Origin of the sequence: Agrobacterium vaccinii, assembly GCF_021310995.1 — a bacterium.
Lineage (GTDB): Bacteria > Pseudomonadota > Alphaproteobacteria > Rhizobiales > Rhizobiaceae > Agrobacterium > Agrobacterium vaccinii.
The window spans coordinates 761,458-778,936 of sequence record NZ_CP054151.1; the positions used below are offsets into that span (position 1 = coordinate 761,458).

20 protein-coding genes are annotated in these 17,479 nt (G+C 57.3%); 14 read left to right on the forward strand and 6 right to left on the reverse strand.

From position 1 onward, the window contains the following. The first annotated feature begins 18 nt into the window (after positions 1 to 18). Genes HRR99_RS18570 through nagA form a run of 4 tightly spaced genes read left to right on the forward strand, consistent with a single transcriptional unit; the run spans position 19 to position 3,881 of the window. Entirely contained in the window at positions 19 to 906 is an 888-nt protein-coding gene (locus HRR99_RS18570; protein WP_233124304.1) for a glucosamine kinase nucleotide-binding domain-containing protein, read from the forward strand. Next, positions 903 to 1,667 carry a GntR family transcriptional regulator gene (locus tag HRR99_RS18575; RefSeq protein ID WP_233124305.1) on the forward strand — a complete coding sequence of 255 codons (765 nt, stop codon included), beginning with the start codon at positions 903 to 905 and terminating at the stop codon, positions 1,665 to 1,667. The genes HRR99_RS18570 and HRR99_RS18575 overlap by 4 nt, the downstream gene beginning before the upstream one ends. 34 nt (positions 1,668 to 1,701) lie before the next feature. Continuing rightward, positions 1,702 to 2,724 (forward strand): SIS domain-containing protein, encoded by a 1,023-nt coding sequence (locus HRR99_RS18580; RefSeq protein WP_233124306.1) that lies wholly within the window; start codon positions 1,702 to 1,704, stop codon positions 2,722 to 2,724. After that, positions 2,721 to 3,881 (forward strand): N-acetylglucosamine-6-phosphate deacetylase, encoded by a 1,161-nt coding sequence (nagA, locus tag HRR99_RS18585; RefSeq protein ID WP_422387366.1) that lies wholly within the window; start codon positions 2,721 to 2,723, stop codon positions 3,879 to 3,881. Before HRR99_RS18580 ends, nagA begins: the two co-directional genes overlap by 4 nt. A 356-nt stretch (positions 3,882 to 4,237) precedes the next feature. Here the strand turns inward: nagA and HRR99_RS18590 are convergent, their stop codons facing one another. Then, entirely contained in the window at positions 4,238 to 4,384 is a 147-nt protein-coding gene (locus tag HRR99_RS18590) for a DUF1127 domain-containing protein (RefSeq protein WP_111838902.1), read from the reverse strand. 398 nt (positions 4,385 to 4,782) lie between these two features. Here HRR99_RS18590 and HRR99_RS18595 point away from each other — a divergent pair, with 398 nt between their 5' ends. From HRR99_RS18595 to HRR99_RS18605, 3 genes are all read left to right on the forward strand, one after another. Further along, the gene (locus HRR99_RS18595; RefSeq protein WP_422387346.1) at positions 4,783 to 5,760 is read left to right on the forward strand and encodes a TRAP transporter substrate-binding protein; all 978 of its coding nucleotides are present in this window, start codon (positions 4,783 to 4,785) and stop codon (positions 5,758 to 5,760) included. 129 nt (positions 5,761 to 5,889) lie between these two features. Then, positions 5,890 to 6,492, forward strand: coding sequence for a TRAP transporter small permease (locus tag HRR99_RS18600; RefSeq protein ID WP_422387367.1), 603 nt, complete (start codon positions 5,890 to 5,892; stop codon positions 6,490 to 6,492). Between the two features lie 4 nt (positions 6,493 to 6,496). Next, positions 6,497 to 7,777, forward strand: coding sequence for a TRAP transporter large permease (locus tag HRR99_RS18605; RefSeq protein WP_112498109.1), 1,281 nt, complete (start codon positions 6,497 to 6,499; stop codon positions 7,775 to 7,777). Positions 7,778 to 7,799: 22 nt separating this feature from the next. Here the strand turns inward: HRR99_RS18605 and HRR99_RS18610 are convergent, their stop codons facing one another. Next, a complete protein-coding gene (locus HRR99_RS18610; protein WP_233124308.1) occupies positions 7,800 to 8,483 on the reverse strand; it encodes a TetR/AcrR family transcriptional regulator in 684 nt (227 codons plus the stop codon). Positions 8,484 to 8,584: 101 nt separating this feature from the next. Here HRR99_RS18610 and HRR99_RS18615 point away from each other — a divergent pair, with 101 nt between their 5' ends. Beyond that, positions 8,585 to 9,952, forward strand: a complete 1,368-nt coding sequence (locus tag HRR99_RS18615; protein ID WP_233124309.1) for a cytochrome P450 — start codon at positions 8,585 to 8,587, stop codon at positions 9,950 to 9,952. Between the two features lie 151 nt (positions 9,953 to 10,103). Further along, entirely contained in the window at positions 10,104 to 10,445 is a 342-nt protein-coding gene (locus HRR99_RS18620; RefSeq protein ID WP_233124310.1) for a response regulator, read from the forward strand. A 93-nt stretch (positions 10,446 to 10,538) separates the two neighbouring features. On the opposite strand, the gene HRR99_RS18625 is transcribed toward HRR99_RS18620, so the two are convergent. The 3 genes from HRR99_RS18625 to HRR99_RS18635 all read right to left on the reverse strand — a co-directional run bounded on the left by HRR99_RS18625 (position 10,539) and on the right by HRR99_RS18635 (position 12,351). After that, positions 10,539 to 10,907 carry a response regulator gene (locus HRR99_RS18625; protein WP_233124311.1) on the reverse strand — a complete coding sequence of 123 codons (369 nt, stop codon included), beginning with the start codon at positions 10,905 to 10,907 and terminating at the stop codon, positions 10,539 to 10,541. A gap of 149 nt (positions 10,908 to 11,056) precedes the next feature. Continuing rightward, positions 11,057 to 11,602 (reverse strand): hypoxanthine phosphoribosyltransferase, encoded by a 546-nt coding sequence (gene hpt / locus HRR99_RS18630; protein WP_062447461.1) that lies wholly within the window; start codon positions 11,600 to 11,602, stop codon positions 11,057 to 11,059. A gap of 80 nt (positions 11,603 to 11,682) precedes the next feature. Next, positions 11,683 to 12,351, reverse strand: coding sequence for a DUF3426 domain-containing protein (locus HRR99_RS18635; protein WP_233124972.1), 669 nt, complete (start codon positions 12,349 to 12,351; stop codon positions 11,683 to 11,685). 196 nt (positions 12,352 to 12,547) lie between these two features. On the opposite strand from HRR99_RS18635, the gene ftsE reads away from it, so the two are divergent. The 4 genes from ftsE to HRR99_RS18655 all read left to right on the forward strand — a co-directional run bounded on the left by ftsE (position 12,548) and on the right by HRR99_RS18655 (position 15,896). Then, positions 12,548 to 13,207, forward strand: a complete 660-nt coding sequence (gene ftsE, locus HRR99_RS18640) for a cell division ATP-binding protein FtsE (RefSeq protein WP_111838834.1) — start codon at positions 12,548 to 12,550, stop codon at positions 13,205 to 13,207. Next, on the forward strand, positions 13,200 to 14,201 hold the full coding sequence (locus HRR99_RS18645) for a cell division protein FtsX (protein ID WP_233124312.1): 1,002 nt from the start codon (positions 13,200 to 13,202) through the stop codon (positions 14,199 to 14,201). The genes ftsE and HRR99_RS18645 overlap by 8 nt, the downstream gene beginning before the upstream one ends. Positions 14,202 to 14,271: 70 nt before the next feature. Beyond that, entirely contained in the window at positions 14,272 to 14,973 is a 702-nt protein-coding gene (locus HRR99_RS18650; protein WP_422387347.1) for a YdcF family protein, read from the forward strand. A 131-nt stretch (positions 14,974 to 15,104) separates the two neighbouring features. Continuing rightward, positions 15,105 to 15,896, forward strand: a complete 792-nt coding sequence (locus tag HRR99_RS18655) for a lysophospholipid acyltransferase family protein (RefSeq protein WP_233124314.1) — start codon at positions 15,105 to 15,107, stop codon at positions 15,894 to 15,896. Here HRR99_RS18655 and HRR99_RS18660 read toward each other — a convergent pair. Beyond that, on the reverse strand, positions 15,875 to 16,411 hold the full coding sequence (locus HRR99_RS18660) for a gamma-glutamylcyclotransferase (protein ID WP_233124315.1): 537 nt from the start codon (positions 16,409 to 16,411) through the stop codon (positions 15,875 to 15,877). The genes HRR99_RS18655 and HRR99_RS18660 overlap by 22 nt on opposite strands. 46 nt (positions 16,412 to 16,457) lie before the next feature. On the opposite strand from HRR99_RS18660, the gene HRR99_RS18665 reads away from it, so the two are divergent. Next, complete coding sequence (locus HRR99_RS18665) at positions 16,458 to 17,459, forward strand: DUF2125 domain-containing protein (protein WP_233124316.1); 1,002 nt, start codon at positions 16,458 to 16,460, stop codon at positions 17,457 to 17,459. Positions 17,460 to 17,479: the final 20 nt, after the last annotated feature.

Here is a 17,479-nt window from a genome sequence, read left to right on the forward strand (position 1 = left end):
TTTCCAGGAGACAATTTCATGCAGCGATATCTGGTGGGAGTCGATGGCGGCGGCACGAGTTGCAGGGCAGCCGTTGCAGATGTGAACGGCCAGATACTGGGCCGTGGCAAAAGCGGTGCGTCCAACATCATGAGCGCGCCCGATCAGGCGATCCTCAACATTACCGAGGCGACGCAGGCTGCTTTTGCGGATGCTGGCCTTGATCCCAATCATTTGAGATATGCATGTGCCTATCTCGGACTTGCCGGCAACAACGTCGAAAACACCGTCGCTTATGTCCTGCCACGCCTGCCATTTGCACAGTCGACCATCGAATCCGACGGACTGATTGCGCTTCAGGGCGCACTTGGCGATGGCAACGGCGCGATCGCCATCCTCGGCACCGGAACAATTTATATTGCCCGCACGGGCACGGAAATCCACTCCATCGGCGGCTGGGGTTATCATCTGGGCGATCTGGGAAGCGGGGCGCGGTTGGGCCAACTGGCCTTGCAACACAGTCTGCTTGCTTATGATGGTATTACTCCCAGCACACCGATGACTCACGACCTTCTCGATGAGTTCGACGGCGTTCCACAAAAGATGGTGGCATTCTCGCAAGCCGCAAAGCCGGGTGATTTCGGTCGTTACGCGCCTCGCGTCTTTGAATTTGCCACAAATGGTGACGAGGCCGCACTTTCGATACTGCATCAATCAGCTGCATCTATCGATGTGGCCCTGGATCGAGTGGCAGAGATAACGAATGGTGGCAGGCTTTGTCTGCTGGGTGGCCTGTCGGGCCTCTATGCCGCCTATCTTTCCGCACGACACCGGCAACGTTTGGTCGCACCCGCAAGTGACGCACTAACAGGTGCGATAGCACTGGCAAAGAGTGCCTTCGCCGACCATCAGCGAGGTGCAGCATGATAGCGGCACTTTCGGAATTCCTGTCCCCTGACGATCTGCAAACAAGCGGATCGGGACCGCTTTACCTCAGACTGCGTCACTCGCTGGAAGATGCCATTCTCTCCGGCAAGCTGGGCCACGGGCAAGCGCTACCGCCGGAGCGCGATCTGGCAGAGTTCGCCAATGTCAGCCGTGTCACCGTGCGCAAGGCGGTGGATGATCTGGTGAAGGACGGCTTGTTGTCCCGTCGTCATGGCTCCGGCACATTCGTCATGAAACCGGTGTCGAAGCTTCAGCAACCGCTGTCCAGACTGACCTCGTTTACGGAAGATATGGTCCGTCGTGGTTATGTCACGCGCTCCGAGTGGCTGGGTCGCGGCCTTTTCCACCCGTCGTCTGATGAAATGATGATGCTGGGCCTGAAGGTGGACATGATGGTGGCGCGGCTGGAGCGGCTGCGTATTGCCAACGAGTTACCGCTCGCCATCGAACGCGCCAGCCTCGCCTCCGATATCTTGCCCGATCCGCATGCCGTCGACGCTTCTCTCTACGCCGAACTTCACCGCACGGGGTTCAAGCCAGTTCGCGCCGTACAGCGTATCTCTGCCTGTAATGTTGCCCGCGAGGATGCGGCTCTGCTTGCGGTCCCGGAGGGATCGGCAGGTCTGGCCATAGAGCGGATTTCCTATCTCGCTTCCGGGCGTGTGGTGGAACTGACGCGCTCGCTTTATCGCGGCGATGCCTATGATTTTGTAGCTGAAATGACCCTGACGGATGGCTGATGTGCCGCCTGACACGACATTGAAAGAGAATGCCATGCCAACGCATATGCGCCAAGAAATAGATGAAATTCCCGAAGCCGCTGCTCGACTGCTCAGCATATCGGACGCATCGCTGAAAGCTGCGGGCAAAGCCCTGCGGGAGCGTGACCCGGCATTTCTCATCACCATTGCCCGCGGCTCTTCCGATCACGCGGCGCATTTTCTCAAATATGCCATCGAGCAACAGGCGGGCCGGGCCGTCGCCTCGATCGGGCCGTCGCTGGCCTCGATCTATGGCAAGACGCTGAAGCTGGATCAAGCCGCAGCGATTTCGATTTCGCAGTCTGGCAAAAGCCCTGACATCGTCGCGCTTGCCCAGTCTGCTGCCAGTGCCGGTGCATTGACGATTTCGCTCACCAACACGCAGCCATCGCCGCTCTCCGATGCATCCGCTCATGCTGTCGATATCAGTGCGGGCCCTGAACTGGCGGTCGCTGCCACGAAATCCTTCTTCAACTCCGTGCTCGCTGGCCTTGCCATTCTGGCCGAATGGACGGCGGATGAGAGCTTGCAGCGCTCCATCCAGCAATTGCCGGAGATATTGACACAAGCGGTTGCGCTCGATTGGAGCGATCTGGCGGCGGAGCTTGGCGAGGCGGAATCGCTCTATATGCTGGGGCGTGGGCCATCGCTTGCCATAGCCAGCGAGGCTGCTTTGAAATTCAAGGAAACATCGGAAATGCACGCGGAAGCCTATTCCAGTGCAGAGGTGCATCACGGACCCGTCGCGCTGGTGGATCGTCGCTTCCCAATCATCACCTTTGCGGCGCGTGATGCAGCACTTTCGTCGGTGCTTGCGACGGCTGACAGTCTCGCCGAACAGGGCGCGCTTGCTTTCATCACGGCAGATGGTGGTGCGCATGCACGTCGCCTGCCCTTCGTGGAAACCGGCCATCCCTTTACCGATGCGCTGGCCCTGATCATCCCCTTTTATGGTTTCGTCGAGAGTTGGTCACGTGCAAAAGGTCTCAACCCGGATGCGCCTGCGGCCCTCAAAAAAGTCACGGAGACACACTGACAATGGTGACAGCACTGACCCATGCCAGAATATTCGACGGCGAGCGCTGGCATGACAATAGCGCCCTGCTGATCGATGGTTCCAAGGTTGCTGGCATCGCGGCGAAAGACGACGTCGCGCCCGGCACAGAGTTGGTCGATTGCGCCAATGCGATCATCGTCCCCGGCTTCATAGATCTCCAAGTGAATGGCGGCGGCGGGGTCATGCTCAATGATGACAGGTCTGTCGATGGCATCGCCAAGATTTGCGCGGCCCATGCCAGGTTCGGCACCACAGGTTTGTTGCCGACGCTGATCACCGATACGCCGGAGATCACCGCATCCGCCATCGAAGCTGGCCTTGAAGCGCAGCAGGCACGCGTTCCCGGCCTCCTCGGCCTGCATCTGGAGGGCCCTCACCTTTCGCTCGCCCGCAAAGGCACGCACCATCCCGCCTTGATCCGCCCTATGGAAAATGGGGATCTCGAACGTATTCTCGCCGTCGCCAACCGGTTCGAAACGCTGATGATCACGGTGGCACCCGAAAACGCGACGCTGGAACAAGTGAAAGCACTTGCCGAGGCTGGCTTTGTCGTCAGTCTAGGCCATACCGATGCTCCCTATGAAACGGCAAGAGCCTATGCCGAAGCAGGTGCGCGGGTCGTCACACACCTGTTCAATGCCATGAGCCCGCTGGAAAACCGCTCACCCGGACTGGTTGGCACAGCGCTTGATCTCGGCCAGCTCTCGAGCGGCATCATTGCGGACGGTTTCCATGTCCATCCCGCATCCATGGGCGCTGCCATCCGTGCCAAGCGTGGACCGGGCCGGATTTTCATCGTTACCGATGCCATGTCGACGATCGGGACCGATCTTGACGGCTTGACGCTGAACGGGAGGCAGATTTACCGCAAGGACGGACGTTTGACGCTGGCTGATGGTACGCTTGCCGGTGCCGATATCGACATGTTGTCGTCGGTACTTTTCGTTCACAGAACACTTGGTATCGATTTCGAGGAGGCCGTGAGGATGGCAAGCCTCTACCCAGCGCAGGCAGTGGGAATTGCGAGCCGCAAAGGCTTGCTGACATCGGGATATGACGCCGACTTCGTCGTTCTCGATACTGATTTTCAAATGAAAAGCACATGGATTGGCGGCGAACGCGTCTTTGAAGCATAGGTACGGCTTAAACGCGCCTGGCTATGGTTCCAGAAACGAAAAAGCCTGCCGCGGGAGGAGGTGCGGCAGGCTTTTCGAAAAGAACCGAACAGCAGTTGGGAGGAGGAGTGCTGCTGTTCCGACAGACGTCCCTGGGAGGAGGAGTGGGCCGTCTGAATTCGAAGCTCTGCGGGAGGAGGTGCATCGCTTCGATGAGTTCAATGTACCTTTTTTTACCGCCCAATAAACAGACGACATTGCAGCGCAGCCATGCAAAAACGTTATATCACTGCATCGCCACCGCACCTGCGAGGCAGAAACGAAAACGCCCGCTTCATCAGCGGGCGTAAAACAGGCCAATCAGTCAGATAGGGCGATTAGCGACCGACGGATGCGCGGGCGACAGTCTGAATATCAGAGCGGGAGATGCCGAGGTCCTGCAGTTCGCGAGAGCTCATACGACCCAGTTCGGTTACGGTCTGACGGTACTTGCGCCAATTGTTGAAAGAGCGTGCTACGTTCATGATGATCCCCTTTCGTGAGGTCCCTTGACGCCAGCAACCTTGCTTTGGTTCCAACGTCGTTTCGATGGTTGATATATAGCGCACAGGTCCTTTGACGATAAGACACAAGGCGTCAGGGCCGCCATGCGACAGGCGCATAGGTCTGAAAAGAGACATGCGCGGGACTTTTCCACCCTTCCGAGTTCAGTTCGCACAATCTGATGTTATCATACATCTTATACTTTAAGATATGTTGACATGGGCTGATTTCGTCCATACCAATAGTATCTAGTCGAAGGAGGATCGGCTGATCTTTACACAATCACAGTAACGCTTCCGGCGAGATCGCCGTGGAGACGTCGCCTATTGGACTGTTGCAACGACAGCGGATGGACATCCGCGTTCTGGGGAGAAGAATCATGTCGTATCTCACAAAATTATGGGCAGGCGCCGCCTTCGTCACGATGCTGACGATGGGCGCTGTATCGGCACAGACCGTGCTCAAATCATCTGACACCCATCCAGACGGCTATCCGACTGTCGAAGGCGTCAAATACTTCGGCGAACTGGTCAAGGAACGCACGGCTGGCCGCTATGCCGTCGAGATTTACCACTCAGCGCAATTGGGCGAGGAGAAAGACACCATCGAGCAGGTTCGCTCCGGCGTGATCGAACTCAACCGCGTTTCCATGGCGCCGTTCAACGGCACCGTAAAGGAAACGGTCATACCTGCTCTGCCCTATATTTTCCGTTCTGAAGATCACATGCACAAGGTCATGGACGGCCCAATCGGCGATCAGATCAAGGCAGCTTTCGAGCCTGCCGGTCTCGTAGCCCTCGCCTTCTACGACGCGGGATCACGCTCGTTCTACAATTCCAAAAAGCCGATCAAGACGGTCGCCGATATCAAGGGCATGAAATTTCGCGTGATCCAGTCGGATATTTTCGTCGACATGACTTCTGCACTGGGCGCGAACGCGACGCCGATGCCTTACGGTGAGGTTTACTCGTCCGTCGAGACGGGCGTTATCGATGGCGCAGAAAACAACTTTCCAAGCTACGATACGGCCAAGCATTTCGAGGTCGCCAAGTATTACTCTCTGGACGAGCACACGATCCTTCCCGAAGTCTTCGTGATGAACAAGGTCGCCTTTGATAAGCTGACCCCGGAAGATCAGGCGATTTTCCGTCAGGCAGCTAAGGATAGCGTCGCCAAGCAGCGCGAATTGTGGTCGGCCAGAACGTCGCAGTCACGTGCGGCTGTCGAAAAGGCCGGGGCCACCATCAACGAGGTCGAGAAGCAGGGCTTCATCGACGCGATGAAACCTGTTTACGACAAGCACATCAAAGACGAGGTCTTGAAAAAGCTCGTTGCCGACGTGCAGGCCACGCAATAATCGCAATTACCCCACCCCTCGGCTCGCAAAGCCGAGGGGTGTTTTCGTTTCATTCAACCACAACCATAGGCTCTAGGTCCGACCTTCCGTTCATCGGAGGTCAGGAGGCGAAAATCCATGTCGATCCCAATGAAAACGGGTCTGCCTATTCTGACGAAACTCAACACGGCGGTTCTCTACGTTGCCGGGGTCGGTCTCGTAGCCATGACGGCGATCGTCGCCTGGCAGGTCTTTTGTCGCTACATCCTCAACGACTCTCCCAGCTGGACCGAGCCGGGCGCCGTCATTTTGATGAGCTGGTTCATCTTTCTGGGTGCCGCCGTCGGCGTGCGTGAAAACAACCACATGGGCTTCGACGTCCTTCTTTACGTGCTGCCGCCATCCGGCAAGAAATGGCTGCGGATGATTTCCGATCTCGTCATTTTCGTCTTCGGGATCGGCATGATCTGGTACGGCGCCAATCTGGTGGGCTTGACGGCGAATACGACGATGCCGGCACTGGGCATATCCGGCGCCTGGGATTACGTGCCGCTAGTCGGAGGCGGCATTCTGATCACGCTCTTTGCTCTAGAGCGCATCATCGCGCGAGCGATAGGCGCGCCCATCGATGACGTTCTGGATGACATGGCACCCACTGAAATCGCCGTCGAGCTTGAGAATATCGAGGATGTCCGCCGGGACGCGGCCAGCCTGAGCACCAAAAACCCATCCAACATCGTGAAGGGGGAATAACACGATGGAACTCTGGATTCTGTTCGGCAGCTTCACGCTGCTGATGTTGATCGGCACGCCCATCGCCTTTTGTCTGGGCATTTCCAGTCTGGCAACGGTCATCTATATGGGTCTGCCGCCGCTCGTCGTTTTTCAGCGCATGAACTCCGGCATGAGCGTGTTTTCCATGCTTGCCATTCCCTTCTTCATCTATTCCGGCGACCTCATGGTGCGCGGCGGTATTGCGGGGCGTATCGTCGCCTTTGCTGCCTCCATCGTCGGGCATTTGCGTGGCGGGCTGGGACAGGTCAACATCGTCACCTCCACGCTGTTCGGCGGCATTTCGGGCTCGGCAGTCGCAGAAGCTGCTGCGGTCGGTGGCTTGATGATTCCGCAGATGAAGGCCCGGGGTTACGGTGCAGACTATGCCGTCAACGTGACCTCGATGGCTGCCCTGATCGCACTGTTGCTACCGCCTTCGCACAACATGATCATCTATTCGATTTCCGCTGGCGGCAAGATTTCGATTGCGGATCTGTTTACCGCTGGCGTCATTCCCGGCCTGCTGTTTGCAGGCGTGTTGATGGTGACGGCCTATATCGTCGCCAGCCGTCGCGGTTATCCGACAGAGCCGTTTCCGGGCGTCATGGTTGCGCTGCATCTCTTCGCCGTTGCCATTCCCGGCCTGTTGCTCATCGCCATCATTTTCGGTGGCGTCCGCTCAGGCATCTTCACGGCAACCGAAAGCTCCTGCATCGCGGTCATCTACGCCCTGCTCGTCACGGTGCTGATCTACCGCCAACTGAGCTGGAGAGACTTCGTCCATGCGACCATGGGTGCCGTTCGCACGACCGCAATGGTTCTTCTGATCATCGGTTGCGCTGCCGCGTTCTCATGGCTGATGGCGTTTTTGAGGGTTCCTGCAACACTAGTGATGTGGATGCAGACGCTGTCCGACAACCCCATCATGATCCTTCTCCTGCTGAACGTCATCATGTTGTTGCTCGGCACATTCATGGACATGGGCCCGACGATCATCATCACGACGCCCATCTTCCTGCCGATCGCCACGGCCTATGGTGTCGATCCGGTTCATTTCGGCGTGATCATGATCCTGAATTACGGCATCGGGCTCAACACACCGCCAGTGGGAGGTGTGCAGTTCGTTGCCTGCGCGGTGGGCAAGATTACCGTCTGGGAAGCGATGCGCTCCATCTGGCCCTTCTACGGTGCAGGTATCGTCGTGCTAGGCCTCGTCACCTACATTCCGGCGCTCTCGCTGTGGCTGCCGAGCGTGTTCAAGTAAGACGACAGATAACATTGGCACCTCACGGTGTCCCGGCTTGCGCAAAGGGATGCGCAAGCATGTCTTGCAGAGCAGCGGTCGCCTCGGCGGAAAGATAGGGCCGAAACAGGCTCGTTACTTGATTGAGGCCCCAATCAAGATGCTGCGGCTGCAACTCCTCCACCCCTTCTTGCAGGTTGAGGTAGACGGCCCAGTAGGTCGAGACGATCCAGACATTGGCGAGCAACCGCGAAGCTTCGCTCTCGGGAACATCGATCAGCCCTGCCTCGGCCATTTGCTGCAATGTTGCCTCCACGGCGAGGCGCATGGCTTTGCTCAAGATGCCAATCGGTTCTGCAAGCGAGGGTGCCGTTGCCAGCAATCCTGGCAAATCGCGAAAAATATAACGATGCTCCCAGACGATTGAAAACCAGCGCCGCATGAACGTCGCATAGGCGCCCGCTTCCCTCGCCCCGTTGCTACCGACATCCAGCATGAATGTCGCCGCATCCGCCTCAAGCCTTGAGAACAGTGCGACCAGAAGCGCTTCCTTGGTTTTGAAGTGATAATAAAGATTGCCTTCGTTGATGCCGACGCCGCGCGCAATTTCTGCCGTCGTCACGCGGTCAGGCCCCTTTTCATTCAAGAGAACGAGGCTTGCATCGAGAATTCGATCCTTCGTGGACACTCTTTTGCCGCTCGTTTTATCGCCCCGCATCTCATTCATATCAAACGCTCTTGTAAAATTAAGGTCGTCACCTTAATTTCGACTAAGGTGATTGCCTTAATAGCTAGCGCCATCAAAGTCTGCAAGCAAGGATGAATGCCATGGACACGACGATCGAACCGGAAGCAAAAGGCGAAAAGGCCTTTCCCGTTACGCCTCAATCCACGATCAAGGCTCTCGTCGCCATCGTCCGAAATCCGCTGTTGGCCATTCCACCAGCCGTCTTTACGGAGCCGCTGGTTTTTTCCAAAACTGCACGGCAGATCACCGTTCACATTGCAGACCCCGTACTGATCCACGAAGCACTCGTGAAAAATGCGGATGCCTTGGGAAAAGGCGAACAGGTTCGTCGCGCGTTGGGTTCAGCGCTTGGTGAAGGGCTTTTGACGGCTGATGGTGCCCACTGGAAGTGGCAGCGCCAATCCGTTGCCGGTGCCTTCCGGCACGACAAGCTTCTTGAATTGCAGCCGACGATGATTGCCGCCGCAGAGCGCACACGGGACAAATGGCTCGCAAAACCCGGTTCAGCAATCGATATCGGTCACGAAATGATGCACACGACGTTCGACATCATCGTCGAAACCATGATGTCGGGTGGGCACGGGATAGACGTCAACCGTGTGGAACAAAGCATCTCCGATTTTCTGAAGCCGACAGGCTGGAGCTTCGCACTCGGCCTCTTAAAAGCACCGGAATGGATACCTTATCCCGGTAGGGGCAAGGCAACGGCTGCTGTCGATTTTTTGCGGTCCAGCTTGATGCACGTTGTCGAGACAAGACGTAAAACGCCGGAGGATCGACAGGATCTGGTCACGATGCTGATGGCCGCAGCCGACCCGGAGACGGGTCGCACGATGACGGATGCCGAGATCGTCGACAACCTTATGACCTTCATCACGGCTGGCCATGAAACGACGGCGCTTGGGCTCGCATGGACCTTCGATCTCCTGGCACGGTATCCCGACATCGAAGCGAAGGTGTTGGCAGAGATCGATGTGGTGACAGGCGGCAGCAATGTGACCTCAGAGCACGTGTCGCAACTCACCTACACACGTCAGGTCTTTTCGGAAGCGACGCGCCTTTATCCGCCCGCACCTGTTATCACCCGCACGGCCTTGAAAGATTTCCGACTTGGGGATTACCTGATCCCCGCAGGCACCGTCATGCTGATACCGATCTACGCCGTCCATCGTCATGCTTCGATCTGGCCGGATGCAGAGCGCTTCGACCCGGACCGTTTCAGCGCCGAGGCCACCAAGTCCCGGCATCGCTATGCCTATATGCCGTTCGGTGCCGGACCCCGTGTCTGCATCGGCAATGCGTTCGCGGTGATGGAGGCGGTCGCCATACTGGCTGTTCTCTTGCAGAAACTGAGGCTTTCGGCAGCTTCGGAGCAGGCGCCGAAGCCTCTCATGAAGGTGACTTTGCGACCCGATAATGCTCTCAGGATGAACGTCGCGCCGCGCTGAAGCGGCAACGCCTTGTTCGCGCGCAGCTTGCACTTGCCAGTGCAATCTCGCCACCACCCCAGATGTTGACGAACATTGTGGAACTCATTCAACATCCAAGGGTTTCCGCACGTTACATCAATGGAGGTGGCGTGTGCTTACGGTTCTTGTGGTGGAAGACGAGCCTTTGATAAGGCTCACCCTGATCGATGCTTTAGAAGATGCAGGTTTCAAGGTCATCGAGGCAGAAACAGCCGACGAAGCCATGGACCTGATATCAGAGCATACGGTGCATCTTCTTTTCACCGACATTCAGATGCCGGGCGAACTGACGGGTATCGACCTCGCTCACGTCGTTGCCGAACGCTTTCCAAAAGCCGGGATCATCGTCGCATCTGGCCGCTTGACCCCTGATGACATCGACCTGCCCGCCTCAGCAGAGTTCTTTTCAAAACCCTACGACTTCTCTTCGATTGTTACACGGCTGAATGCGCTTTCGAAAACCAGCCAATGATACGACCACGGTAATGTGAGGGTGGCACCTGCCATCCCTCAAAACACCCTAAACATCATCGAGAAGAAAGGGCCGCGAAAGACGGCCTTAAAGTTAGGCTGGCACGGCAGCCAGCGCCCGGGCGACGGCTTTGCGGATATCCGGCAGCGCGAAGGGCTTTGGAACGACGTCGATGATCTTTTCCATTAGGTCGTCAGCGCGCTCGCGCTGTTCAGCGTAGCCCGTCATCAAAAGAATTTTGAGGTTGGGAAAGTGCGATGATGCGCGGTGGGCAAGTTCTATTCCGTCCATGACGGGCATGCGGATATCCGAGAGCAGCAGATCGAACTTGTGTTCGCTCAGCTTCTCGAATCCCTGTTCACCATCAGCGGCTTCATAGGTCTCATGTCCATCCAGGCGCAAGGCGCGCGCCACAAATGTGCGCAACGCATCTTCGTCTTCGGTGATCAGTATTTTTGCCATTTTCCATTGCTCCTGGTATTCATTCCAGCGAGCAACAAACTCGGCGATTTCCCTTTGCAAGAAGTAAATGAAACCTGCCTTCCCGGTGGCATGGTTAACAATCCATGCTTGCATCTCTGCTACGAGTACCACATTGGGACAGTCCAGATTTACTCCGCATCACCCGTGACGACGCCGACAAATGGCAGTTCGCGGAACGCGTATGCGACGTCCATTCCATAGCCGACGACGAAGTAATCGGGGCACTCGAAGCCAACATAATCGGCTTCCAGCTGCTCCTTGCGTTTGACCTTCTTGTCGAGCAGAACAGCAATCGAAACATTGCGGGCGCCGCGCTCATAGAGCAGCTCCTTGGCGAAAAGAAGCGTACGACCGGATTCGAGAATATCGTCGATCAGCAGGACGTCGCGATCCTTCACGTCACTATCGATATCCTTCACGATCCGCACGCCTTGGGACACCGTGCCCGTGCCGTAACTGGAAAGCGTGATGAATTCCACTTCCGGTGCCAGACCGCTATCATGCAATGCGCGGATGAGATCGGCGGCAAAAATGAACGAGCCTTTCAGCACGGCGATCACCAGCAGGTCGTTGGTCGGACCCGTGGCGATGCGCTTGGCGAGATCGCGATTGCGCTCGGCAATCTGCTCGGCGGTGTAAAGCGGCTCGATATTTTTTCCACGAACGACGGGCATGATCTCTCCTGCGCTTTCCTGAACAACAGCCTAGGTGAGACAATCGTCCAGAACGAAACAAAGGGGGTCCGGTAGCACAATCAACGCTGCGAAACACCCGCTCCGGCAAAAGAAAGCTTGATATCCGGCGTTTTTCCACCGGGATGGCGCAGTTTCGCCGAGAAACCCCGGCTCACGCCGGGCTGCATTTCAGCCACCGGCGGCTCGATCAGCATGCTGGCGACCTTCTCACCCTTGGCTGCGAACAGATCGGCTCGGATGGCCGGAACGGCCTGCGGTTCGTTGCCATTGTTCTCAACGATGCCATTGATGACGAGCACATCCATACCACCGGCATCCTGCGGCGTGACGGAAATATGCGTGATGACGAGCGGATCGACCGGCACAGCATTGGCCGTGTTCTGGTGCAGCAGCATCGTGAACCCGCCGGAAATGAAGAAAACGCCGACAACTGCCGCCGCGACAATGGCGGAGTAGCCATCGACAGAAAGGCCAGACAGCTTTCTGTCCACCCAATCGATCAGCGACCGCAGTGCTGCCAGCGCCGATACGGGCCGCGACCTAGGCTGTTGAAAAGCGTCGTGCCTGTTGTCGTTGCCGTAGTCACGAAAGGGCGTTTCCTTTATCGTGACAAACTCGGCATCTAGAATGTCATCACCATTGCGCGTTCTCCACGTTTGGCGGAGAGGCGCTTCGGGCATCAAAAGGTCCAAATCAGGTGTCGCGTGACGGCGGGATGAACGGAACATACCCATGAAGTTCCCTCGGTGTTACGCCCCCAAAAAACTTGGGCATTGAATGAAATCCTGCCTAGTCGTAAATTTAATTGGTTAATGCTTCGCAAAGATCGCCGGATGAGCGCAGTCCACAGGCATTTTACCGGGCACCCGATGTTAAGAAATGGCAATCGCTATTCGCAATGAGAAACAAAAGACTGGAAGTTCGTTGATCCATTTCGAAAATGTCGGGTTGCGATACGGCATGGGCCCGGAGATCTTGCGGGATATGACTTTCGACATTCCCAAGGGCTCTTTCCAGTTTCTGACCGGGCCATCAGGCGCAGGCAAAACCACGCTGCTGCGCCTGCTTTTGATGTCGCTCCAGCCCACGCGCGGCAATATCCGCATGTTCAGCCGTGATGTCTCGCGCATTCCGCGCAGCGAATTACCGCTGCTGCGCCGGCGCGTCGGCATCGTCTTTCAGGACTTCCGCCTGCTGGACCACCTGACGACCTATGAGAACGTGGCCCTGCCCTTACGTGTGCGCGGAAAGGACGAAAGCGCCTATCGCAATGATGTGATCGAGCTTTTGAAGTGGGTGGGCCTTGGCGAACGGATCAATGTGCTGCCACCAATCCTCTCTGGCGGGGAAAAACAGCGTGCCGCCATTGCACGGGCGCTAATGGACCAGCCGGAAATATTGCTGGCAGACGAACCCACCGGTAACGTCGATCCGCCGATGGCCAAGCGCTTGCTCAATCTGTTTCTGGAACTGAACCGGCTGGGTACCGCCGTCGTCATCGCCACCCATGATTTCGGATTGATGGATCAGGTGGACGCGCGCCGCATGATCCTGACGGAAGGGCGGCTCGACGTTTATGAATGAGATGAACCGCAAGCCCCTCAAGCCGGAGCAGAAGCAGGCCAAGTTGCCGCAGATGCGCATCCGCCCGATGGCGCCCATCCTGCCGCCGTCGAACATTCAGGGCAACGCCTTGATCGTGGTCATCGCCATCATGGCCTTTCTGGCCTGCCTGACGCTCGGTGCCGTCAGCATGGTGCGGGCCACCGCATCCACATGGCAAAGCCAGATTTCCCGCGAAATCACCATCCAGATAAAGCCTGAAGAGGGTCTGGACATGAACGCCGCGCTCAACAAGGCGCGCAATCTGGCTCTCAGCTTCGTCGGCACTAGAGAAGGCACAATCATGGACGATGCGGCCACAGCGCGGCTGCTCGAACCATGGCTCGGTGCCGGTCTCGACCTCTCGGAGCTGCCCGTTCCCCGTCTCGTGATTATCACGATCGATGAGAGCAACCCGCCTGATTTCGACGCGATGCGCACCATGCTGAAAGCGGAAATTCCGCAGGCATTTCTCGACGATCACCGCACCTGGGTCGACCGTCTGGTGTCCATGGCCCATACCACCGTCATGATCGGCCTTGGCGTCCTGATCCTCGTCTTTAGCGCTATGGTGCTGACGGTAGTCTTTGCCACCCGAGGCGCTCTGTCGGGCAATCGCCATATCGTCGAGGTGCTGCACTTCGTCGGCGCTGAAAGCAGTTTCGTCGCGCGTGAATTCCAGAAACACTTCCTGAAAATAAGCCTTAAGGGCTCCGGGGCCGGAAGTGCTTTGGCCGCAGGCGTGTTTCTTGCCGCAGGCTTCTGGCAATCCCGGTCGCTCGCCACACCGCAGAGCGATCAAGCCAGCGCCCTGTTCGGATCGTTTTCCGTTGGCGTCGACGGCTATCTCGGCATTTTCGCAACGATGATGGTCATCGCATTGCTGACGACAATCACCGCGCGACTGACCGTGATACGCACCATTGACGACATTGATCGGGTGCGTTCCGATCCTTCAAAAAGCGAGGGCGTTTGACGGCTTTTCTCCGCCTTCACGCGGTTGGAGCCGCCCGTTCCTTGCCTTAATCCAAGCTTATCGATAACTGATGATAATGAGTCGCACTGACCCGGATGATCAACCGACAGAGACGCCGCGCAACGGTCTGCTTTCGCGGCGCGGTCGTTTGCGCCGGTTTGTGCGGGCGACGCTGCTGATTTGCCTTGTGGTGCTTGGCGCCATCTTCGGCGGTTTCCTGTGGTTTGCGGATTCGGTTGCCTCCATGCGCCCGCCTTCGGGAACCCGGGCAGACGCCATCATCGTCTTGACCGGTGGCTACCTTAGAATCGATCAGGCGGTAGGCCTTTTGCGCGATGGCGTTGGCAAGCGGCTGCTGATTTCCGGCGTCAACCCCGCCACCACCCGCGCACAGATTCGCAAGATGACGCAGAGTTCATCAGATCTCTTCGCCTGCTGTGTGGATATGGGGTATCAAGCCGTCGACACGATCGGCAATGCGAACGAAGCGGCGAAGTGGATCAGGGACAAGGGCTATGCCTCGGTCGTCGTCGTTACCAACAATTACCATATGCACCGCAGCCTCCACGAGTTGAGAAGCTCCAGCCCCGATACGAATTTCATCGCTTACCCCGTTATCAACTCCGATCTGGCGCGCACCAACTGGTTTTCAAACCCCGACGTGGTCCGCACCATGATTTACGAATATATCAAATTCGTCGCCGTCGCCGTCCGTGATCTGACCGGGCTTGGCAAAGGCAACGGCCTGCGCAATGGCGCATCTTCCGCCTGATTTCGCCCCGGCGGCTGTTGCCTGGGGTCTTGCTGACACACCCTGTTTTCGTGTAGGCGTTCAGCCCTGCGCGATGACATAGACGATTGCTTCCTTTTGTCGATACGGACGCGCCTGGAGAAGCTTTTTTCATGCTCAGACTGCGTTCCATTCTGTTCAACACAGCCTTCTATATGAACCTCATCCTGCGGATGATCGTGCTGACGCCGATCTATTTCATCGTACCGCGAAAGCTGGCTTATGAAATTCCCAAGGCATGGGCGCGCTCGAACCATTGGCTGATGGAAAAGATCGTCGGCACGACGTTCGAAATCGAGGGGCTGGAAAACATTCCCGAATCCGGCTGCATTTTTGCGCCGAAGCACCAGTCTTTCTGGGACACCTACGCGCTGCTGCCGAACCTCAAGGACCCCGTCTATATCCTCAAGCGCGAACTGACGTGGATACCGCTTTTCGGCTGGTACGTCGCCAAGCAGAGAATGATCCCGGTCAACCGTGCCGCCCGTGGCAAAGCCATGCTGCAGGTTATGGAGCGGGCAAAGGAAGAAATGCAAAAGGGTCGTGAGCTGATCATCTACCCGGAAGGCACGCGACGCGCGCCGGGGGCAGAGCCGGAATATCGTTACGGTATCGCCCGCCTGTACCGTGATCTGAAAGTGCCTGTGGTGCCGGTCGCCATGCATCCCGGCCTATTCTGGCCGCGCAGATCGACCATGCGTTACCCTGGCCATTTCAAGGTGCGCATTCTGCCGCCGATCCAGCCGGGTCTGGACCCCGACGTGTTCTTCAAGCAGTTGATCGAGGTTACGGAAAAGGCCAGCGACGAGCTTCTGCTGGAAACCGCACGCAACAATCCATCGCTCCCCCTACCTCCGACAGCCGTCAAGCGGCTGGCTGAACTTCAGGACAAGGCTGCGGACTGAGCCTCCACGTTAGCGGCGACGCGCTCCAGCACGACGTCTCTTATTCCCATTTCCTGAAGATGGCGGACCGTGTTGAAGACGTAGTCGACATTCGGGCCTGACTGGCCAGACGCTTGGCAGACGATCTTTGCCGCCTCGTCCAGCGCGAGACCGCCAACATATTGCGCATGCTGCGGGTCCGCCACATAGGTCAGCGCCGGTTGCCGCCTGCCATCGGCAAGACCGACCAGAATAACTCGCTCCTTATAGACGTTGCTCACGAGTTCACGCTCACGCAAATAATCAAGAACCGCGTCACGGCTGGCATTGGCAACACGAAATGCCACGCCGTGGCACGACCCGCCACGTTCCAGCCCCAGCACCAAGCCGGGATTTTCATCTGTTCCCCGGTATACATTCGAGCGAATGCAGAGCGCGCGCCGATAGCCATGTAGACGCGCCTGCTGGCGTTCCTCAAACGGGAAGCCGGGGTTCCACATCAACGAACCGTAGCCAAAGACCCAAAAATCGTCCATATCGCAAGCCAAACCAAATCACCTGTGTCTACCATTGGAGATCATCATGGCAGCGTCAAGCCAATCCCGAAGCAGCAGAAAATTCCTTTTTCTTGGCCTTGGGATAATAGTTTTCGTTGCCATTTACACTGCGGGCTGGTTCTACGCCGCAAACCGGCTTCAGGAAACCGTTATCCGGGTCATGTCTCCGGGTGGCACCGCACCTGCCAGCGCCAACTGCGCCGATATGGCATTCAAGGGTTATCCGTTTCGCATCGGACTGTTCTGTTCGAAGGTGGATGTAACGGATACGCGCAATGGCGTGTCAGGCTCCTTCGGCGCTTTGCGTTCCGCAGCACAGATTTACGCGCCCGGCCATGTTGTTTGGGAACTGGATTCGCCAGCAAAAATCGAGACCGCACATGGGCTCAGCATCTCCGCGCAATGGTCCAGCCTCCAGTCCAGTCTGGTGAAGAAGCTGAAGGGCATCGACCGTACCTCTCTGGTCATCGAAGGCCTGAAAGCGAACGCAGTATCGTCGGTCACGACACAGACGATCGATTTCGACGCGGCAAAAACCGAAGTTCACCTTCGCCAGAACGGAGCCGATCTCGATGGCGCCATCACACTAACCGATGCCTCCACTGTCATCAAGGACTGGCCGCAGGTTCTGCCACGCCTCAACGCCATTGCCGACGTAACCCTTGCGGGCAAGGCTGGCATGATCGACGGCAGTGACCGCACCGGGCTCTACGGTGCCAGCGGCGAATTGCGCCGGGTGATGCTGGATATCGGCGATGGCCGCACCATGCGCATCAGCGGACCATTTTCTTTTGATGATCAGGGCTATCTGACTGGCCAGTTCAAGCTTGAAATCGAAAAACTCGGCGATTGGGCCAACAATGCCAAGCAGGCATTCCCGCAACTGCAATCGACCATCGACACGGCCCGCAAATTGCTGGGTGCCCTAGCAGGCGGCGGCGACAAGGCGTCCGTCGATCTCGTGGTCGATCGTGGCCGCGCCACCGTCAGCGGCTTTATTCCCTTGGGTAAAATTCCGCCAATCTGACACGAGATATAAAGACCGAA